This window comes from Micromonospora sp. CNZ285, assembly GCF_004637285.1.
Genome location: NZ_SPQD01000001.1, coordinates 6,711,560 through 6,728,737, shown reverse-complemented (window position 1 = coordinate 6,728,737; position 17,178 = coordinate 6,711,560). Strand labels below are relative to the sequence as shown.

Sequence of the window (17,178 nt, the reverse complement as noted above, 5' to 3'; positions counted from 1 at the left end):
CCACCACGCAAGCCGCGGAAGATCAGTCCCAGCAGAGGCAGAACGGGTGGCCGACCGGGTCGGCGTAGACCCGGAAGCCCTCCCCCTCACCGGGCAGCCGCCGTGCGCCCAGCGCCAGCACCGCCTTCTCGGCCGCCTCGATGTCGTCGACGCTCACGTCGAGGTGGAACTGCTGCGGCCGGGCCGGGTCGGGCCAGTCGGGGGTGCGCAGGCCCGGCGCCCGCTGCAGGGCCACCCGCGGCTGGTGCCCGGGTGGGCCGCCGAGCACCACCCACTCGTCGCCGTCGGAGTTCTCCTCCACCACGGGCAGGCCGAGCAGCTCGGAGTAGAAGGCGGCGAGCGCGCGCGGATCGGGGCAGTCGATCACGGTGGAACGCAGTCGTCCAATCATGCCGGTCATCGTGCCCGGCGGGTACGACGGAAAAACGTCAGTCCTCGGCGAGCCGCCGGCCCGCGTCGCGGCAGGCGGCGAGCACCGCGCGGGCGTACCCCGGGGTGGCACCGGCCAGGCCGCACGCGGGGGTGACCACCACCTGCTCGGCCAGCCGGCGGCGGGGGAAGCCGAGCTGGTCCCAGACCCGCCGGACCCGGTCGGCTACCTCGGCCGACGTGGGCGCCCGGCCGGACGGCGGCGGCAGCGTCGGCGCGGCGCCGGCCAGCAGCCCCAGCCCGGCGTCGATCGCCTCGCCGAGCGGGTCGAGGTCGGTGACCAGCGACAGGTCGAGCGCGACGCCTGCCGCGCCGGCGGAGCGGATCAGCTCCAGCGGTACGTCCGGCGCGCAGCAGTGCACGAGCGCCGGTACGCCTGCCGCCTCGATCACGTCGCGCAGCAGCCCTCGCGCCACCTCGGTCTCCACCGGACGGTGGGTGCCGAAGCCGCTCTCGGTGGGCACCCGCCCGGCCAGCACGGTCGGCAGGGACGGCTCGTCGAGCTGGAGCAGCACCGAGGCGCGGGGCAGCCGCCGGGTCACCGCCTCGACGTGCCCGCGCAGCCCTTCGCCGAGCGAGCCGGCGAGGTCGCGTACCGCGCCCGGGTCGCGCAGCATCCGGCCGCCGATCGGCAGCTCCAGCGCGGCGGCGAGGGTGAACGGGCCGGCCGCCTGGACCTTGACCGGTCCGGCGTACTCCTCGGCCTGCTCGGCGAGCTGGTCGAGGTCGCGTTCCATCAGGTCGCGGGCGCGGCGCAGGTCACGGCCGGGGCGCGGGGCGATCCGCCAGCGGGCCGCGTACAGCTCGACCGGCACTTCGACGAGCAGGCCGGCGGTGCGGCCGACGAGGTCCGCGCCCGGTCCGCGGGCGGGCAGCTCGGGCAGGTGCGGCAGGGCGGGCAGTTCGCCGAGCACGATCCGCTGCGCCTCGGCGATGTCGGTGCCGGGCAGCGACCCGATGCCGGTCGCCGCGCCGGGGGGCCAGGGCCACGCCTGCTCAGTCACGGGCGCAGCCTATCCGCTGCCCGTACGAGGTCAGGCGGCGGTGATGGTGGCGGAGCCGAGGACCACGTCGCCGGCCGGGTCGGGCCGGTAGGCCACGATCGCCTGGCCGGCGGCGACACCCCGGACCGGGCGGCGCAGCGACGCGCGCAGGCCGTCGGCGTCCACCTCGACGGCGGCCGGCACCACGTCGCCGTGCGCCCGCAGCTGCACCTCACACTCGACCGGCCCGTCCGGGCGCGGCCCGCCGGTCCACACCGGGCGGGTCGCGCGTACGTCGGAGACCTCCAGCGCCTCGGCCGGGCCGACCGTCACCGTGTTCGTGGTCGGGGTGATGGACAGCACGTAGCGGGGCCGGCCGTCCGGCGCCGGGCGGTCCAGGTGCAGGCCGCGGCGCTGCCCGACGGTGTACTGGTAGGCGCCGCTGTGGCTGCCCACCACCGCGCCGGTGAGCGCGTCCACCACCTGGCCCGGCGCCTCACCGAGCCGCTCGGAAAGGAAGCCGCGGGTGTCGCCGTCGGCGATGAAGCAGATGTCGTGCGAGTCCGGCTTGTCGGCCACGGCGAGGCCGCGCCGGGCGGCCTCCGCGCGCACCTCGGCCTTCGTCGAGTCACCGAGCGGGAAGATCGACCGGTCGAGCTGCGCGCGGGTCAGCACCGCCAGCACGTACGACTGGTCCTTGGCCGCGTCCACGCTGCGCCGCAGCAGGCCGTCGGGGCCGAGCCGGGCGTGGTGGCCGGTCACCACCGCGTCGAAGCCCAGGGCCACGGCCCGGTCCAGCACCGCCGCGAACTTGATCTTCTCGTTGCAGCGCAGGCAGGGATTAGGGGTACGCCCGGCGGCGTACTCGGCCACGAAGTCGTCCACCACGTCGTCGTGGAACCGGTCGGCCATGTCCCACACGTAGAACGGGATGCCGAGCACGTCGGCGGCGCGCCGGGCGTCCCGGGAGTCCTCCAGCGTGCAGCAGCCCCGGGCGCCGGTGCGGTACGTCTGCGGGTTACGGGCCAGCGCCAGGTGCACGCCCGTCACGTCGTGCCCGGCCTCCACCGCCCGTGCCGCCGCGACGGCGGAGTCCACCCCGCCCGACATCGCCGCCAGAACCCTCACCGGCCCACTCCCCTCGTCCTCACCGAGGGTATCCGGGTCAGCGGGGCGTACGGAGGGCGGCCGCGCGGCGGGCCCGCTCCACCGCTGCGGGCAGCGCGGCGATCAGCGCGTCCACGTCCGCGCCGGTGCTCGTGTGGCCGAGCGTGAAGCGCAGCGAGGACCGGGCCCGGTCGTCGTCGGCGCCCATCGCCAGCAGCACGTGCGAGGGCTGGGCCACCCCGGCGGAGCAGGCCGACCCGGTCGAGCAGGCGATGCCCTGGGCGTCCAGGAGCAGCAGCAGCGCGTCCCCCTCGCAGCCGGGGAAGGAGAAGTGCGCGTTGCCGGGGAGCCGGTCGGCCGGGTCACCGTTGAAGATCACCTCGGGGACGGCCTGCCGGACCCGCTCGACCAGCTCGTCGCGGAGCGCGGCGACGCGGGCCGCGTACTCCTGCTGGCCCTTCACCGCGGCCTCGACGGCGACCGCGAACGCGACGATGCCCGCGGTGTCGAGCGTCCCGGAACGGACGTCACGTTCCTGGCCGCCGCCGTGCAGCAGCGGGGTGGCCGGGACGTCACGGGCCAGCAGCAGCGCGCCCACGCCGGTCGGGCCGCCGAGCTTGTGCCCGGTCACGGTGAGCGCCGACACGCCGCTGGCGGCGAAGTCGACAGGTACCTGCCCGACCGCCTGGATGGCGTCGGTGTGGAACGGCACCCCGTGTTCGGCGGCGACGGCGGCCAGCTCGGCCACCGGCTGGACGGTGCCCACCTCGTTGTTCGCCCACATGGCGGTGACCACAGCGACGCGCTCGCCGTGCTCGGCCAGCTCGGCGCGCAGGCGTTCCGGGTCGAGCCGCCCGGCCGCGTCGACCGGAAGCCAGCCGGCCTCCGCGCCCTCGTGCTCGACCAGCCAGTCCACCGCGTCGAGGACGGCGTGGTGCTCGACCGCGCTGGAGACCACCCGGACCCGCTCGGCCCGGGCTGCGCGACGGGCCCAGAAGACGCCCTTCACGGCGAGGTTGTCGCTCTCCGTACCGCCGCCTGTGAAGATCACCTCGGAGGGGCGGGCACCGAGCGCGGCGGCCACCCGCTCGCGGGACTCCTCCACCCGTCGCCGGGCCCGGCGACCCGCCGCGTGCAACGACGACGCGTTGCCCACCTCGCGGGCGACGGCGACGTACGCCTCGAGTGCCTCGTCCAGCATCGGGGTCGTCGCCGCGTGATCAAGGTATGCCATCACGGTTCAGCCTAACGGCCTGCGTACCCGGCGCCGGGGGCCGGACCGCCCCGTCCCACCCGGGGCGGTCCGGCCGCTCACGCGGAACGGCAGTGATCACGCGGGAACGGCAGTGATCACGATGTTGTCCCGGTAGCTGCGGGTCTTCGCGTCGAACGGCCCGCCGCAGGTGATCAGCGTGAGACGGGGCTTCCCGTCGCGCGCGAAGTACCGCTCCAGCGGGATCTTCGACTTCCGGTACTCCTCCCGGGCCACCACCCGGTAGGCACGCTCGCGGCCGTCCGAGCCGGTGGCGGTGAGCTTGTCCCCCTGGCCCAGCTCACGCAGCCGGAAGAACGCACCCTTGCCCTGCTCGGCGCTGTCCACGTGCCCGGCGATCACCACCGAGCCGGCGCCGGCCTCCAGGCCGGGGCCGTAGCGGTACCAGCCGACCTGGTCCACGCTGGGCGGCACCTCGAACTCGTCGGTGCGCTCGTTGACGCCGACCGGGTTGACGGTGGCGGTGACCCGGATCGGCGGGATGCTCAGCTTCACCGGCGGCACGATCTCGCTGCCGGCCGGCAGCGTCCCCGGGTTCACCGGGACCGAACCGCCGCCGGTCGCCGCCGACGCCGGCGCGGGCGTGGGTGTGGCGCCGGCCAGGGCCGTCACCTCGTCGCCGCCGACGTCCCCGGCGGGCTCCGATCCGCACGCCACCACTGTCGCCAGGATGAGCGCGGCGGCGCCGGCGGCCATCGCCGCCAGCGCCCCGCGGTTGCGCACCGTCACCGGCGACCGGCCCGGGCGGTTGCCGCCACCCGCGCCCCGCCGCCGACCAGGAGCAGCACGCCGGCCCCGGCCAGCACGTACCACCAGGTGTCCACGCCGGTGCCGGCCTGGCCGCCGGTGCCGCTGGGCACGCCGCCCGGCGCCGAGTGCAGGCCGTTGATGGTCTGGGCGACCACGCTCAGGTTCTTCGCCTCGGCCGAGCCGATCGCGTAGACGATGGTGGCGGTGCCCTCCTTCAGGTTCAGGTCGGCCGGGCCGATGGCGACGGTGTCGGTGCCGGCGAGCACCACGTCCGCCTCGACCGAGCCGGCGGCCACGTCCGCCTTCGCCTCCTTCGGGTTGGTCAGGCCCTCGAAGACCGGCTTGCCGCCGGCCCGCACGTCGACGGCCGGGGCGGCGGCGGTGTGCCGGACGATCAGCCGGGCCTTGCCGGCGCCCACCTTGGACACGTCGTTGACGAACGGGGTGATCTGCGGCTCGCCGGCGGCGCTCAGGTGGGCGGCGAGGCTGATGTTCGCCCCGCCCGGCACCGCGGCGTCGTCCACCTTCAGGATCGCCTTGTCGATCGCCTCACCGGGCTTGGTCAGGGCGATGTCGTACTCCCCCTCGGGCAGGGTGAGCGGGCCGGCGACGTCACCGGGCTTGAAGTTGTTCAGCGTCTTCTCGCCGTTGACGTACACGTCGACCGGGGTGTCCGGGATGCCGTGGACCACGGAGACCTTCGACGAGGCGGCGTAGGCCGGGCTCATGGTGGCGGCGCCGACGCCGGCGAAGGTGAGGGCGGCCACCGCGCCGCCCGCGGCGACCCGACGGAACATCGCGTACTGCATTGTCTGCCTCCTGGTGGTTGGTGCTGATTCGTCAGGCCTGGCTTGCAGAACGGGTTACGCCGGCTCCGTCGCCCCCGGATGCGCCCGGATCCGATTTCTTTTTCCCGTCTCCGGGCGCATCCGCCGGACCCTCCGGGGACGAAGGAGAGGTGACGAGGGTCGTGACGGACACACCGGGAGAGTGGGGCGGTGGCTGTGGGAGTTACAGTCGGGCATGCCCCACGGAAGGCGAGCCGCCCGGTGACGGCGGCCAGGCAGGGCCCCGAACCGCCGGGCGAGGACGACCTCGCCACCCGGTTCCGCGACGGCGACGAGGCGGCCCTGCGAGAGGCGTACGACAGGTACGGGCGGGCGGTGCTGCACCTGGCCACCACGACGCTCGTGAACCGCAGTGACGCCGAGGACGTGACCCAGGCGACGTTCGTCGCCGCCTGGCTCGGCCGGGAGACGTTCGACCCGGCGAAAGGCTCACTGGTCGGCTGGCTGCTCGGAATCGGGCGGCGCAAGGTGGTCGACCGGATCCGGGCCTCGGCCCGGGAGACCCGGGTGGTCGAGACGGTGAAGCAACTGCCGGAGCCGGTCTCCACCGGCCCCGACCCGGACACGGTGGTCGACCGCCTGGTGGTCGCCGACGAGCTGGCCCGGCTCCCCGACGAGCAGCGCCGGATGCTGGAGCTGGCGTTCTACGACGACCTGACACACCAGCAGATCGCGGCGGTGACCGGAGTGCCGCTCGGCACCGTCAAGAGTCACATCAGACGCGGCATGCAGAGCCTGAAACGCAGATGGGAGGTGGACGGTGCAGCACCTGGACCACGACCGGCTGGTCTTTCTGGCGCTCGGTGAGAGCGAGGCGGCTGACGGCGAGGCCACCCATCTGGACACCTGCGACCACTGCCGGGGCGAGATGGAGACGCTCCAGCACGTCGCCGGGCTCGGCGCGGGCACGCAGGGCCTGGCCGAGCTGCCCGACCCGCCGGAGCACATCTGGCAGGGCATCGTGGCCGAGATCCGGGCCGCCGAGGAGCTGCCGGCGTTGACCGAGCGGCGCCTGCCGCGCCCGGCCGATCCGGTGGAGCCGGCCGCCGTACCCGTCGTGGCACGTCGTCCGCGGCGGAGCCGGCGCTGGCCGGGGTGGGCGACCACGGCGGTCACCGCCACCGCCGCCGCGGTGATCGGCGTGGCCGGCACCGCCGCGGTGCTCGGCGGTGGTGGTGACGGGACCGATCCCGAGCCGCCGGTGGTGGCCAGCGCGCCGCTCGCGGCGTTCGGCACGACGCCGAAGGACGCCTCCGGCGACGCCCGGGTGCTCGGTGACAATCGATTGCATCTGCACGTGGCGAATCTCCCGACCGTTCCGGGGTACTACGAGGTCTGGCTGATCGATCCGAACACGATGGAGATGTTCTCCGTGGGTACGCTGAGCAACGGATCAGGGGACGCGCTCCTGCCGATCCCCCCGAACGTCGACCTGCGTACCTACACCGTGGTCGACGTCAGCGCGGAGCAGTACGACAACAAGCCCGGCCACTCCGGCGACAGCCTGCTGAGGGGCACCCTGACGGGCTGATCGGCGGGCCGGCTCAGCTCCCCGGCCCGCCGATCAGCTCCCTACGAGAAAGGCCGCCGCCCGGTGCACCGGGCGGCGGCCTTCTTTCACGCGACGCTCACTTGCGCTTGCGGATCTCCTCGGCGGCCTGCGGGACGACCTTGAACAGGTCGCCGACCACGCCGTAGTCGGCCAGCTCGAAGATCGGCGCCTCGGCGTCCTTGTTCACCGCGACGATGGTCTTCGAGGTCTGCATGCCGGCCCGGTGCTGGATCGCACCGGAGATGCCCAGCGCGACGTAGAGCTGCGGGGAGACCGTCTTGCCGGTCTGGCCCACCTGGAACTGGTGCGGGTAGTAGCCGGAGTCGACTGCCGCGCGGGACGCGCCGACCGCGCCGCCGAGCAGGTCGGCCATCTCCTCGACCAGCTTGAAGTTGTCGGCGTTGCCGACACCGCGACCGCCGGAGACGACCACCGACGCCTCGGTCAGCTCGGGGCGGGAGCCCTTCTGCTCGGCGACCCGCTCGACGACCTTGGCGAGCTTGTCCGCGTCGGTGACCGACACGGTGAGCTGCTCGACCGCCGGGGTCGCGGCGGCCGGGGCCGGGTTGAGCGAGTTCGGCCGGACGGTGACCAGCGGCAGGCCCTTGGTGACCTTGGACTTGACGATGGTGGAGCCGGCGAACGCCACCTGGGTGGCGGTGCCGTCGGCGGCCAGGCCGACCACGTCGGTCAGGATGCCGTTGTCCAGCTTGACCGCGAGGCGGGCGGCGATCTCCTTGCCCTCCTGCGACGAGGCGAGCAGCACGGCGGCCGGCTGGACGCGCTTGACCAGCTCGGCGACCACCGTGGCCTTGGGGGCCACCAGGTAGCCGTCGATCTCCTCGCCCTCGGCGGCGTAGATCTTCTCCGCGCCGTACTCGCCCAGCTTGGCGCTCAGCGCCTCGGCGGCGCCGGCGCCACCGAGGACGACGGCGCTCGGGGTGCCCAGCTCGCGGGCGAGGGTGAGCATCTCCAGGGTGACCTTCTTGACGCCGAATTCCTTCGTGGCTTCGACGACGACGAGAACCTCAGACATGTCAGTGACCTCTCACACGAACTTCTCGGTGGCGAGGAACTCGACCAGCTTCACGCCGCCCTCGCCCTCGTCGGTGATCTTCTCGCCGCCGGAGCGCGGCGGGCGCTTGGAGTGCTCGACCACGGCGCTGGTGGCGCCGTCGAAGCCCACCTCGGCCGGGGCCACGCCCAGGTCGCCCAGGGAGAGCGTCTGCACCGGCTTCTTCTTGGCGGCCATGATGCCCTTGAAGGACGGGTAGCGCGGCTCGTTGATGGTGTCCCAGACGGAGACCACGGCCGGGGTCGAGGCGGTGACCACCTCGTAGCCCTCCTCGGTCTGCCGCTCGACGGTCAGGCTGGACCCGTCGACGGTGAGCTTGCGCGCGCCGGTCAGGGCGGCCACGCCCAGCCGCTCGGCGATCATGTGCGGCATGACCTGGACCCGGCCGTCGGTCGACTCGGCGCCGCAGATGACCAGGTCGGCGTTGAGCTGACCGAGGGCGGCGGCGAGCACCTTCGAGGTGGCCACCGCGCAGGAGCCGTGCAGGGCGTCGTCGACGACGTGGACGGCCTTGTCCGGGCCCATGGAGAGCGCCTTGCGGATCGACTCGGTCGCCCGGTCCGGACCCATGGTCAGGATGGTGACCTCGCCGCCGTGCGCCTCCTTGATCTTCAACGCCTCCTCGATGGCGTACTCGTCCATCTCGTTGATGACGTTGTTCGCCGAACCGCGGTCGACGGTGTTGTCGTCAGAACGCAGGTTGCGGTCCGCGCCCGAATCGGGCACCTGCTTGACGAGTACGACGATGTTCATCGCGCTTCGACGACCCTCCTGTTTGGTGTAGCGATCACTCGCCCGGTCACGGGCGCAGCCTCCCGCGTGACGCAACGTGGGTCAACCGCGGGCAGCTGTGCACTTCCCCACGAGGCAATGTTACCCGCAAGTAGCATGGCCACCCCGGCGGCCCGGAGTGACGCAACTCACCACCGTCACGCCGGCTCGGCCAGCGCCTGCCGGATCTTCTCGATCGCCGCCGCCTCGGCCGGCTCGATCCCCCGGTGCGCCTGCGCCACCCGCTCCGCCGCGTCCAGCACCACCGACCGGTACGTCTCGACGTCCCCCGGCGACTTGGCGCGCAGGATCTCCACCGACCGGCCCAGCGCGGGCAGCACCACCGACTCGACCTCCAGGACCGAGTCCCGGGGGAGTTGCGGCAGCGGCCCGGTGGTCAGCGCCTCCTTGACCACGCCCCCGACCTCGCCGAGAGCGCCGGAGGCGGCGAAGCTCTCCCGCACCATCGCCAGCACCCCCGGTACGGCGTTGGAGACCAGGAAGACGGCACCGAACGCGCCGGTCTTCAGGGTGAGCCGCTCGTCCGCCGTCAACCGCTCCATGATCACGGAGTGTAGACGTACGGCGTGGAGGTGGTGACCGCAACGAGCCCGAGCCGCTCCAGGATGGGCCGGCTGTCCGGCGAGCAGTCCACCTGCAGCAACGTCTTGCCGCGCTGCTGCGCCAGCCGCGCCCGGTACGCCACCAGCGCCCGGTAGATGCCCTTCTTGCGCCACTGCGGCAGCGTCGAACCGCCCCAGAGGCTGGCGAAGCCGGTGCCCCGCTGGTAGCGGATCCAGCCCGCGCTGACCACCGTCTCCCCCGCCTCGGCCACCACGATCGTGATCGACTGCGGGTCGGCCTCGATCTCCCGGGCCAGCCCGGTCACCAGGCGGCTGCGGTCGTCGTGCCAGACCTCCTCCTCCATGGCGGCGATCCGCTCCAGGTCGGCCCGGCCGGTGACCTCGCGCAGGCGTACCCCCTCGGGAAGCACCGGGACGGCGGCGGCCAGCGGCGCGACCGGGCCGACCACGACTGTCTCCTGGTCCTCCGGGACGAACCCGGCGGCGCGCAGCCGGTCGGCCAGGTCGGCCGGCTCGTCGTGACCGGCGAGCTTCCACTCGACCGCCTCGCCCCGGGCGCGGAAGACCTCGACCTGCCGGGCGATCAGCGCGTCCAGGTCGGTGCCGGCCAGCCCGTCGAGCGTCCGGTAGGTGAGGAAGCCCCTGTGGTCGAGGCCGAGCACGCGGAACAGCGGGCCGTCGCGCTCGACCGTCACCCCGGCCGGCAGCGGGTCCGGCAGCTCCGGTCGGATCTGGCTGTCGTAGGCGTCGCGCAGCTCGCGCGCGTCAAGATCGGTCATCCCCCCAGGCTAGGCGCGGGGCAAAGCGGATAATCGGCAGCGTGTGGGAGTCGATCAAGAGCTGGTTCGACCCGCGTGAGCTGCGTTCGGTCGGCACCCCGCCGGACTACCGCTTCTCGCTGGCGAACGAACGGACGTTCCTGGCCTGGCTGCGGACAGGTCTCGCGCTGGTGGCGGGCGGGCTGGCCGCCGCGCAGTTCCTGCCGCCGCTGCGCCTGGCCCACCTGCGCGAGGCGCTCGCGGTCGCGCTGCTGCTGCTCGGCGCCACCGTCTCGATCCGGGCGGTCGACCACTGGGCGCGCACCGAACGCGCCATGCGGCTGAACGAGGAGTTGCCCGCGTCCCGCTTCCCGGCCGTCCTGGCGCTCGTCGTCGCGGTCGGCGCGCTGCTGCTGGTGACCGCCGTGCTGGTGGGCGGCGCGCGGTGACCCGTGACCCCGGCCTGCAACCCGAGCGCACCCGGCTGGCGTGGCGGCGGACGCTGCTCACGCTCACCGCGGTGCTGCTGCTCCAGCTCCGGCCGGCGTTCGGCGGCCGGCCCGCGGACGCGGCGCCGGCCGGGCTCGCGGTGGTGGTCTGGCTCGCCGTGCTCGTGGTGACGTGGCACCGGGCCACCGGCACCGGACCGCGCCGGTTCGACAGATGGTCGGTGCCGCTGACCGCGCTCGGCGCGGCCGGACTGGCGGTGCTCGGAGTGGCGCACGTGCTCGGTGGGGTGCGCTGACGAGCGGCGGTGAGCCATCATGAGGCATGGCCCGCCTCTACGTGCTGCTCTTCCTGGTCCAGATCGTCCTCGCCGTGTGCGCGCTGATCAGCTGCCTCTCCGCCGACGAGGAGAAGGTCAAGGCGCTGCCCCGGATGATCTGGGTGCTGATCATTCTCTTCTTCCCGCTGGTCGGCTCGATCGCCTGGTTCCTCGTGGGCCGCGAGCGCCCGGCCGGGACCGCCGGCGTCACCGGCACGGCCCGTCCCGCCGCGCCCGCCCGCCGGCCGCTCGCCCCCGACGACGACCCGGAGTTCCTCGCCTCGCTCGACGAGCGGTCCCGCCGCGAGGACCAGGAACGGCTGCGGCTGTGGGAGGAGGACCTGCGCCGCCGCGAGGAGGAACTGCGCCGCCCGGACGACAGGGACCGCCCCGAGGTCTGAGACGCGCCGCGGGCCGCCCGCCGGTCACCCGGCGGACGGCCCGCACGCGCCGTGGTCAGGCCAGGTTCGACGAACGGGGGTACGCGTCCGCGGGATCGGTCAGCACGTTCACCAGGTACGGCACGCCCGAGTCGAACGCGCGCCCCAGCGCGGGCCCGAGATCGGCGGCCTTCTCCACCGTCTCACCCGCGCCGCCGAGCGCCTCGACCACCTTGTCGTAGCGCAGGCCGGGCTGGAGGTCGGCGGCCACGTCGTAGCCGTACATCGCCCGCATCGGGTGCTTCTCCAGCCCCCAGATGCCGTTGTTGCCGACCACGATCACCACCGGCAGCTTCTGCCGGACCAGCGACTCCACGTCCATCAGCGAGAAGCCGGCCGCGCCGTCGCCCATCAGCACGCAGATCTGCCGGTCCGGGTGGCTGACCCGGGCACCCATCGCGTAGCCCATGCCGGTGCCGAGGCACCCGTACGGGCCGGGGTCGAGCCAGGTGCCGGGCTGGGCGGGCTCCAGGTACCGCCCGGCGTACGAGACGAAGTCGCCGCCGTCGCCGATCGTGATGGCATCCGGCGCGAGCGCCTTGCGCAGCTCGCCGTAGATCCGAGCCGGGCGGATCGGGTCGCTCTCGGCGGCCATCTCCTCCGCGTCTCGGGCCTTCGCCGCGTCCTCGGCGGTCCGCAGCTCGGCGATCCAGTCGGCGTGGTCGGCCCGGTCACCGGCGTGGTCGGCGAACGCACCGAGGATCAGCCGCAGGTCACCGGCCGGCGCGGCGGCCGGCTGCACGTGCCCGGCCCGCTGGCTCGGCGCGTCCACGACGTGCACCACCTGGGCGTCGCCGAAGTCGCCGAAGGAGAGCCGGAAGTCCAGCGGGGTGCCGATCACCACGACCACGTCGGCGCCCTTGAGCGCGACCCGGCGGGCCTTGGCGAAGGCGAGCGGGTGCTCCGGCAGCAGCGCGCCCCGGCCCATGCCGTTGGTGAACACCGGCACCCGCAGCGACTCGGCGGCGGCGCGCAGCGCGTCGACGGCGTCGCCCGCGTACACGTCGGAACCGGCGATGATCACGGGCCGGGACGCGCCGGCGATCAGGCGGGCCGCCTTCGCCACCTCGTCCGGGTCCGGCTCGATCGGGGCCGGCGGCGTGACCGCCGGCAGGTCGGCGTCACCGACGGAGAAGACCGCCTCCAGCGGGAAGTCCAGGAAGACCGGGCCGCGGTGCGGGGTGAGCGCGGTGGTCAGCGCCGCCGACACGGCGCGCGGGATGTCGTCGGCGCTGAACACCGTCTCGGCGTGCTTGGTCACCGGCGCGACGAGCGGCAGGTGGTCCATCTCCTGGAGGCTGCCCGAGCCCCAGCGGAACTGCGGCGCCCGCCCACCGAGCACCAGCACCGGCGAGGCGTTGAAGAACGCACTGGTCAGGCCGGAGACCCCGTTGGTGACGCCGGGGCCGGCGGTGAGCACGGCCAGGCCGGGGCGGCGCTGGAGCTTGGCCACCGCCTCGGCGGCGAACACCGCGGACTGCTCGTGCCGCACGTCGTAGAGGGGGAAACCCGCCTTGTGCGCGGCGTCGTAGAGCGGGAAGACGTGCCCGCCGGACAGCGTGAACATCTCCCGTACGCCGTGCGCGCGTAGTGCCGCGAGTGCCAGATCGCCGCCGTGGCCCTCGATCCGCTCCGTCATGCCATTCCCCTTCGTCGACCGACCGGGGTCACGCTACTGGCCGGTATCGCGGATGTGAACAGCTCTCGCGTCAGCGACCGGTGAAGCCCGGCTTGCGCTTCTCCACGAACGCGGCCATGCCCTCGCGCCGGTCGTCGGTGGCGAACAGCGCCGCGAAGAGCTGGCTCTCCCAGGCCAGGCCGGAGGTGAGGTCCATGTCCAGACCGCCGTCGACAGCCGCCTTCGCCGCACGCAGCGCCTGCACCGGCCCGGTCAGGAACGGCTTCACGTACGCCACCGCGGCGTCGTAGACCTCGGCGGCCGGGACCACCCGGTCGGCCAGGCCGATCCGTAGCGCCTCGGCGGCGTCGACCATCCGCCCGGTCATGATCAGGTCCTTGGCGCGGGCCGGGCCGACCAGGCGGGCCAGCCGCTGGGTGCCGCCGGCACCCGGGATGATGCCGAGCTTGATCTCCGGCTGGCCGAGCTTGGCGTCCTCGGCCACGATCCGCCAGTCGCAGGCCAGCGCCAGCTCGCAGCCGCCGCCGAGCGCGTACCCGGTGATCGCGGCGACGACCGGCTTGGGGATGCGGGCGATCGCGCCGAGCGCGCTGGACAGGTCGGCCGCGCGCTCCGCCATGTCCACGTAGGACATGTCGGCCATCTCCTTGATGTCCGCGCCGGCCGCGAAGACCTTCTCGCCGCCGTACACGATCACGGCGCGGACCTCGGCGTCGGCGGTGGCCGCCGACGCGGCGGCGCGCAACTCCTCCTGCACCTGGGTGTTGAGCGCGTTCATCGGCGGCCGCTCCAGCCGGATGGTGCCGATGCCGTCCTTCACTTCCAGCCTGACGAACTCGCTCACGCTGCCCTCACTTCCTCGTCGAAGTCGCGTGCCAACCTTACGACTCGCCTCGTTGGGGTAGACAGTGTGGTGTCGGCGACTCCCCAGGTCGTCGCCGGAGTCGCCGCCGCCCCGCCACCGGGAGTGAGGCCATGATCACCTACTACGACGACCGCTCCGTCCAGGTCACCTCCACCGCGGTACGGGTGGACGGGCGCAGCTACCCGCTGGCCGAACTGACCACCGTGTGGCACCGGCGGGGCGAGCGCTCCTGGCGGGTGCTCGCCGGGCGGGGCGCGATCGGGGCCGCGCTCGCCGGGCCGCTGGTGGCCGCCGTGCTGGGCATCGCGCTGGCCGTGTGGCTCCAGCGTTCGGCGGTGGTCACCATCGCGATCGTCGGCGTCTCGGTGCTGGTCGGCCTCGCCGTCGGGCCGCTCGCGGACTTCCTCTTCGAACACCTGGACCGCTCCTACGCCCGGGGCAGCCGGGAGATGGAGATGTGGGCGCAGTGGCGCGGCCGGCCGGTGCGGCTGCTGCACACCCGCGACGCGATGCGCTTCGGGCAGGTCTACCGGGCGGTGCAGCGGGCCATGGAGAGCCTGCCGCCCGCGCCGGGCCGTCCGGAACCCGGTCGTACCGCGACCGGGCCCGCCACGCCCGGTCAGAACGTGATCGGCTCGTCCGGCAGCAGGCCCAGCCCGCGCAACAGGCCGTAGGTGTCCTGCTCGCCCCAGAACTGCACGATCCGGCCGCCGGCCAGGCGGTACATCTTGCAGGCGCTCTGCACGGTGGTCGCCCCGGTCGCGTCCCGCCGGTACGTCTGCGCCAGCGACACCACCACCCGGTCTCCGGCCGCGAAGATCTCCCGGATCTCCTGGTCGATCACGGTCAGGCCGGGCGAGGAGACGGCCGCCTCGGGATAGCGCCGGCCGCGGACCGCGGTGCCGGAGCCGTAGATCTGCACGTCCTCGTCGACCACCTCGGCCAGTTCGGCCAGGTCCTTCGTGACGAAGGTGCGCAGGTAACGCCGGACCACCTCGACGTTGCGCGCCTGCTCGTCGCCGCCGGTTCCGGCCCCGTTCCGGTCCGTCATGCCGTCACCCTACCGGCGCTCGACCGTCCGGTGTCGACATACGTGGTTAGGCTGATTCATGGTCCTCTATTACCGGGACGACGCCGTGCAGGTCACCTCCGAGGCGATCCACGCGGGCGGTCAGGTGGTCGCGCTCGCCGACGTCACGTACGTCTGGCACGCGCGCGGCACCACCACGCTCGCCGTCCGGGGACGGGTGCTGGGCCGCGGGGTGCTGGTCCTGCTGCTGTCGCTGCCACCCCTCGTCGCGGTGGTCTGCGTGCTCTCGCTGGCCTGGTCCGCGCAGGACCGGGGCGAGTGGAAACTGGCCCTGATCATCCTGGCCGCGTTCGTGGTGGTGGGACTGGCGCTCACCCCGTTCCTGGAGGTGCCGCTCGGCTGGCTGGACCGCTCCTACGAGCGCGGCAACCGGGTCCACGAGCTGTGGGTGCAGCACCACGGCCGGGAGACGATGCTGGTCCGTACGCCCGACGCGCTACGGTTCGGGCAGATCTACCGGGCCGTGCAACGCGCCGTGGAGCAGGGCGACCGGCGGTGACCTGACCCGGCCCGCGGCAGCCACCTCGTCGGGCGGCACTGGCCGCGACGCCGCACACTGGATGTCATGGCGATCCCTCTCCCCCGGCCCGGCGCCCTGCTCGGCCTCACCCGTACCGCAGTGGACCAGGCGCTCGGCTCGGCCGCCACGGTGGCCTCGGTGCCCGCTCGCGCCTTCGCCGTCCTCGACCAGGTGGAGGCGCTGGTCCGGCGGATCGACGGGGTGGTGGACCGGATCGAGGGCACGCTCGACCGCACCGACCGGGTGCTCACCGACGCGGAGACGGCGGTCCGCGAGGTGGCGGTGATCAGCGCCGCCGCCACCGCGGCGATCGACACGGCGACCGAGGTGGCCGCCGCGGCGACTGTGGTGGTCGGCGAGGCGCAGCGGGTCTCCGAGGCGGCGGCCACGGTGGTCGGCGAGGCCGACCGGGTGGCCCGGACCGCGGCCGGTGTGGTGACCGAGGCGGAGACGGTGACCGCGCGGGCGGCGGGCACGCTCGCGACCGCCGAGAAGGCGACCGGCGTGGCGAACGAGCTGCTGGCCGCGTACGAGGCGACGCTGCGGCGGGCCGCGCCGATGGCCGCGCGGTTCGTGGAGCAGCTCAGCCCGGAGGAGGTGACCGCCGCGATCCGGCTCGTGGACGAGTTGCCGAAGCTCAAGGACCATCTCACCTCGGACGTGCTGCCGATCCTGGCCACGCTGGACCGGGTCGGCCCGGACCTGCACGACCTGCTGGACGTCACACGTGATCTCAAGCTCGCGGTCGCCGGCATCCCCGGGCTCGGCATGCTGCGCCGGCGCGGCGAGCGCCTCACCGACGAACCGGCCGGCTGAGGCTCAGCCGGCCGGGAACAGCTCGTCGATCTCCGCGCGATGCGGCAGCGCCACTGAGGCGCCGAGCTTGCGCACGCACGCCGCACCGGCAGCCGCCGCCCAGCGCACCGCGTCGGCCAGGTCCCGCCCCTCGCCCCAGGCCACCGCGAGCGCGGCGGTGAACGCGTCCCCGGCGGCGGTCGAGTCGACCACGTCCACCGGCACCGCCGGCACGTGCGTCGCGGGCCGGTCGCGGTCGACGTACCAGGCGCCGTCGCCACCGAGCGTGAGCACCGCCCGGGGCACCAGGTCCAGCAGCGCCGCCGGCTCGTCCCGGCCGCGGCCGGTCAGCGCCTGCGCCTCCGGCTCGTTCACCACCAGCAGGTCGGTCGCCGCCAGCAACTCGGCCGGCACCGGCCGGGCCGGCGCGGCGTTGAGCACCACCCGGGTGCCCGCGGACCGGGCCGCCAGCGCCGCCTCGGTCACCGTCTCGACCGGCACCTCCAGCTGCGCGACCAGCACGTCCGCATCGCGTACGGCGGAGAGCTCGTCCGCGGTCAGCGACGTGAACGCGGCGTTCGCGCCGGGGGTGACCAGGATGGCGTTCTCCCCCGCGCCGCCGACCATGACCAGCGCGACGCCGGACGGGCCGTAGACCACCCGCAGGTGACCGGTGTCCACGCCGGCCGCTGTCATCCGGGCCCGCAACGTCACGCCGAACGAGTCCGAGCCGATCGCGCCCAGGAAGACGCAGGACGCGCCGGCGCGTACCGCGGCGACCGCCTGGTTGGCGCCCTTGCCGCCGGGCAGCATGACGAAGTCGTCGCCCAGCACCGTCTCGCCGGGCCGGGGCAGCGCGGCGCCGATGCCGACCAGGTCCATGTTGGCGCTGCCGACGACGGCGATCCGGGTCTGCGGCACGATGTCGTCCCG

Annotated in this window: 22 protein-coding genes; 8 read left to right on the top strand and 14 right to left on the bottom strand. The window is 74.0% G+C overall.

From position 1 onward, the window contains the following. Nucleotides 1-22: 22 nt before the first annotated feature. The 6 genes from CLT75_RS31220 to CLT75_RS31195 all read right to left on the bottom strand — a co-directional run bounded on the left by CLT75_RS31220 (nt 23) and on the right by CLT75_RS31195 (nt 5,351). Nucleotides 23-391 (bottom strand): VOC family protein, encoded by a 369-nt coding sequence (locus tag CLT75_RS31220; RefSeq protein ID WP_030270144.1) that lies wholly within the window; start codon nt 389-391, stop codon nt 23-25. A gap of 37 nt (nt 392-428) precedes the next feature. Continuing rightward, nucleotides 429-1,433 carry a methionine synthase gene (locus tag CLT75_RS31215; protein WP_135243667.1) on the bottom strand — a complete coding sequence of 335 codons (1,005 nt, stop codon included), beginning with the start codon at nt 1,431-1,433 and terminating at the stop codon, nt 429-431. Nucleotides 1,434-1,463: 30 nt separating this feature from the next. After that, complete coding sequence (gene mnmA / locus CLT75_RS31210; protein ID WP_135243666.1) at nt 1,464-2,540, bottom strand: tRNA 2-thiouridine(34) synthase MnmA; 1,077 nt, start codon at nt 2,538-2,540, stop codon at nt 1,464-1,466. A 37-nt stretch (nt 2,541-2,577) separates the two neighbouring features. Continuing rightward, nucleotides 2,578-3,753, bottom strand: coding sequence for a cysteine desulfurase family protein (locus tag CLT75_RS31205; RefSeq protein WP_135243665.1), 1,176 nt, complete (start codon nt 3,751-3,753; stop codon nt 2,578-2,580). Between the two features lie 96 nt (nt 3,754-3,849). Further along, nucleotides 3,850-4,521: a class F sortase gene (locus tag CLT75_RS31200; RefSeq protein ID WP_135243664.1), complete on the bottom strand. Its 672-nt coding sequence runs from the start codon at nt 4,519-4,521 to the stop codon at nt 3,850-3,852. Next, a complete protein-coding gene (locus CLT75_RS31195) occupies nt 4,518-5,351 on the bottom strand; it encodes a DUF4397 domain-containing protein (RefSeq protein WP_013474295.1) in 834 nt (277 codons plus the stop codon). The genes CLT75_RS31200 and CLT75_RS31195 overlap by 4 nt, the downstream gene beginning before the upstream one ends. 240 nt (nt 5,352-5,591) lie before the next feature. On the opposite strand from CLT75_RS31195, the gene CLT75_RS31190 reads away from it, so the two are divergent. Together CLT75_RS31190 and CLT75_RS31185 are read left to right on the top strand one after the other, a co-directional pair. Beyond that, a complete protein-coding gene (locus tag CLT75_RS31190; RefSeq protein WP_013284457.1) occupies nt 5,592-6,197 on the top strand; it encodes an RNA polymerase sigma factor in 606 nt (201 codons plus the stop codon). Beyond that, entirely contained in the window at nt 6,151-6,921 is a 771-nt protein-coding gene (locus CLT75_RS31185; protein WP_135243663.1) for an anti-sigma factor, read from the top strand. The genes CLT75_RS31190 and CLT75_RS31185 overlap by 47 nt, the downstream gene beginning before the upstream one ends. 97 nt (nt 6,922-7,018) lie before the next feature. Here CLT75_RS31185 and CLT75_RS31180 read toward each other — a convergent pair whose 3' ends face one another. The 4 genes from CLT75_RS31180 to CLT75_RS31165 form a co-directional block, all read right to left on the bottom strand. Next, the gene (locus CLT75_RS31180) at nt 7,019-7,978 is read right to left on the bottom strand and encodes an electron transfer flavoprotein subunit alpha/FixB family protein (protein WP_013474293.1); all 960 of its coding nucleotides are present in this window, start codon (nt 7,976-7,978) and stop codon (nt 7,019-7,021) included. A gap of 12 nt (nt 7,979-7,990) precedes the next feature. After that, nucleotides 7,991-8,770 carry an electron transfer flavoprotein subunit beta/FixA family protein gene (locus tag CLT75_RS31175; protein WP_121685873.1) on the bottom strand — a complete coding sequence of 260 codons (780 nt, stop codon included), beginning with the start codon at nt 8,768-8,770 and terminating at the stop codon, nt 7,991-7,993. Nucleotides 8,771-8,946: 176 nt separating this feature from the next. Further along, nucleotides 8,947-9,351 (bottom strand): hypothetical protein, encoded by a 405-nt coding sequence (locus CLT75_RS31170; RefSeq protein WP_135243662.1) that lies wholly within the window; start codon nt 9,349-9,351, stop codon nt 8,947-8,949. Between the two features lie 2 nt (nt 9,352-9,353). Further along, the gene (locus CLT75_RS31165; protein WP_135243661.1) at nt 9,354-10,151 is read right to left on the bottom strand and encodes a GNAT family N-acetyltransferase; all 798 of its coding nucleotides are present in this window, start codon (nt 10,149-10,151) and stop codon (nt 9,354-9,356) included. A 41-nt stretch (nt 10,152-10,192) separates the two neighbouring features. On the opposite strand from CLT75_RS31165, the gene CLT75_RS31160 reads away from it, so the two are divergent. From CLT75_RS31160 to CLT75_RS31150, 3 genes are read left to right on the top strand one after another with little or no spacing between them, the layout of a single operon-like run. Next, nucleotides 10,193-10,579 carry a DUF202 domain-containing protein gene (locus tag CLT75_RS31160; protein ID WP_135243660.1) on the top strand — a complete coding sequence of 129 codons (387 nt, stop codon included), beginning with the start codon at nt 10,193-10,195 and terminating at the stop codon, nt 10,577-10,579. Further along, the gene (locus tag CLT75_RS31155; protein WP_135243659.1) at nt 10,576-10,875 is read left to right on the top strand and encodes a DUF202 domain-containing protein; all 300 of its coding nucleotides are present in this window, start codon (nt 10,576-10,578) and stop codon (nt 10,873-10,875) included. Before CLT75_RS31160 ends, CLT75_RS31155 begins: the two co-directional genes overlap by 4 nt. Nucleotides 10,876-10,901: 26 nt before the next feature. Next, a complete protein-coding gene (locus tag CLT75_RS31150) occupies nt 10,902-11,297 on the top strand; it encodes a PLD nuclease N-terminal domain-containing protein (protein WP_135243658.1) in 396 nt (131 codons plus the stop codon). 55 nt (nt 11,298-11,352) lie between these two features. Here the strand turns inward: CLT75_RS31150 and CLT75_RS31145 are convergent, their stop codons facing one another. Together CLT75_RS31145 and CLT75_RS31140 are read right to left on the bottom strand one after the other, a co-directional pair. Then, nucleotides 11,353-12,975, bottom strand: coding sequence for an acetolactate synthase (locus tag CLT75_RS31145; RefSeq protein ID WP_135243657.1), 1,623 nt, complete (start codon nt 12,973-12,975; stop codon nt 11,353-11,355). 70 nt (nt 12,976-13,045) lie between these two features. After that, nucleotides 13,046-13,819, bottom strand: coding sequence for an enoyl-CoA hydratase-related protein (locus CLT75_RS31140; RefSeq protein WP_135243656.1), 774 nt, complete (start codon nt 13,817-13,819; stop codon nt 13,046-13,048). A 131-nt stretch (nt 13,820-13,950) separates the two neighbouring features. Here CLT75_RS31140 and CLT75_RS31135 point away from each other — a divergent pair, with 131 nt between their 5' ends. Further along, nucleotides 13,951-14,514, top strand: coding sequence for a DUF6232 family protein (locus CLT75_RS31135; protein WP_135243655.1), 564 nt, complete (start codon nt 13,951-13,953; stop codon nt 14,512-14,514). Here CLT75_RS31135 and CLT75_RS31130 read toward each other — a convergent pair. Next, complete coding sequence (locus CLT75_RS31130; protein ID WP_135243654.1) at nt 14,460-14,891, bottom strand: nuclear transport factor 2 family protein; 432 nt, start codon at nt 14,889-14,891, stop codon at nt 14,460-14,462. The two genes, CLT75_RS31135 and CLT75_RS31130, sit on opposite strands and share 55 nt — an antisense overlap. Nucleotides 14,892-14,949: 58 nt before the next feature. Between CLT75_RS31130 and CLT75_RS31125 the strand changes: the two genes are divergently transcribed. Both CLT75_RS31125 and CLT75_RS31120 read left to right on the top strand, forming a co-directional pair. After that, a complete protein-coding gene (locus CLT75_RS31125) occupies nt 14,950-15,429 on the top strand; it encodes a DUF6232 family protein (RefSeq protein ID WP_135243653.1) in 480 nt (159 codons plus the stop codon). 66 nt (nt 15,430-15,495) lie between these two features. Next, entirely contained in the window at nt 15,496-16,266 is a 771-nt protein-coding gene (locus CLT75_RS31120) for a hypothetical protein (protein ID WP_135243652.1), read from the top strand. 3 nt (nt 16,267-16,269) lie between these two features. Here CLT75_RS31120 and CLT75_RS31115 read toward each other — a convergent pair whose 3' ends face one another. Next, nucleotides 16,270-17,166, bottom strand: a complete 897-nt coding sequence (locus CLT75_RS31115) for a ribokinase (RefSeq protein ID WP_135243651.1) — start codon at nt 17,164-17,166, stop codon at nt 16,270-16,272. Nucleotides 17,167-17,178: the final 12 nt, after the last annotated feature.